This is a genomic window from Shimia marina, assembly GCF_001458175.1.
GTDB lineage: Bacteria > Pseudomonadota > Alphaproteobacteria > Rhodobacterales > Rhodobacteraceae > Shimia > Shimia marina.
In genome coordinates this window covers 1-1,268 of record NZ_CYPW01000003.1, presented here as the reverse complement: position 1 = coordinate 1,268, position 1,268 = coordinate 1, and the positions used below count along the sequence as shown (strand labels likewise).

General features: G+C 53.0%; 1 protein-coding gene. It reads left to right on the top strand.

The window, feature by feature from the left end:
- The first annotated feature begins 64 nt into the window (after positions 1–64).
- Positions 65–1,206, top strand: a protein-coding gene (locus SHM7688_RS01195) for an IS3 family transposase (protein WP_144432454.1) whose coding sequence is annotated in 2 segments (ribosomal slippage) — positions 65–311 and positions 311–1,206 — 1,143 coding nt in all. Because the reading frame shifts where the segments join, the coding sequence is not laid out codon by codon here.
- Positions 1,207–1,268 lie beyond the last annotated feature (62 nt).

Genomic DNA, 1,268 nt, shown 5'->3' with positions numbered 1-1,268 from the left:
TGACCCAGCCCCCTGAAATCGGGCCATTGAGATGTTAGTAATCCGTCCAAGCAAAGGATGGACAATGAAACGCAGATTTTCGGACGAACAGATCATCGGAATGATCAAAGAATATGAAGCGGGTGTTAAGGCGCAGGAACTGTGCCGCCGCTATGGCATCAGCGACGCGACTTTCTACAAATACAAAGCAAAGTTTGGCGGCATGAACGTGTCAGATGCCAAGAAGCTTCGTGCTCTGGAAGACGAGAACAACAAGCTGAAGCGGATGTTGGCGGATGCGATGCTCGACAATGCAGCTTTGAAGGATCTCGCGACAAAAAATTACTGACGCCTGATGTGAAGCGACGAGCCGTGCGTGATGTGATGGATCAGTATGGCTTGTCAGAGCGTCGGGCGTGTGAATTGGCTGATCTGCATAGGTCTGTCTTTAAGTATCAGAAGCAAGAACAGGGCGATGATGCGCTGCGAAAGCGGTTGCGCGAGTTGGCGAATGAACGTCGTCGGTTCGGCTATCGCCGTTTGGGTATTCTGCTGGCCAGAGAGGGCTTTGAAGTGAACCACAAGAAGCTCTTCCGTCTGTATCGTGAAGAGGGTTTGGCCGTGCGTCGCAGACGGTCAAGAAAGCGAGCTTTAGGCACGCGCAGGCCTATTCTGGTGCCGGATCGCGCTAATCAGCGTTGGTCGTTGGACTTCGTTTCTGATGCCTTTGAAGACGGCCAAAGGTTCCGTGTGCTGTGTATCGTGGATGATTGCACACGAGAGGCACTGGTAACGGTTGTAGATCGTTCTTTGTCTGGAGTGCGGCTGACCCGCGAGTTGGATGAATTGATCCGCCGGCGTGGAAAGCCTGAAATGGTTGTCTCTGACAATGGAACGGAGATGACCTCTCATGCGGTCCTGAGATGGTGCCAGGACACAGGCGTGAATTGGCACTACATCGCGCCTGGGAAGCCCATGCAAAATGCCTTCGTTGAATCGTTCAATGGAAGATTGCGGGACGAATGCCTGAATGAGCACATCTTTGGCAATCTTGCTGAAGCAAGGAGGATCATTGAGAACTGGAGAATTGACTACAACACCCAACGACCACACACATCGCTTGGCGGGCTGGCCCCAGCCGTTTACGTCAATCTCAACCGTGCCACCCGGCCTGCTTCGCTTGAGCTACGCAATGGTTCCGCTCAGCAGGCCTTGACCGCAACCTAATCACAAGAAAGAAACAGGAACGGATTCTACATCCAAACGGCCCGGATCAAGGGGCTGGGTCA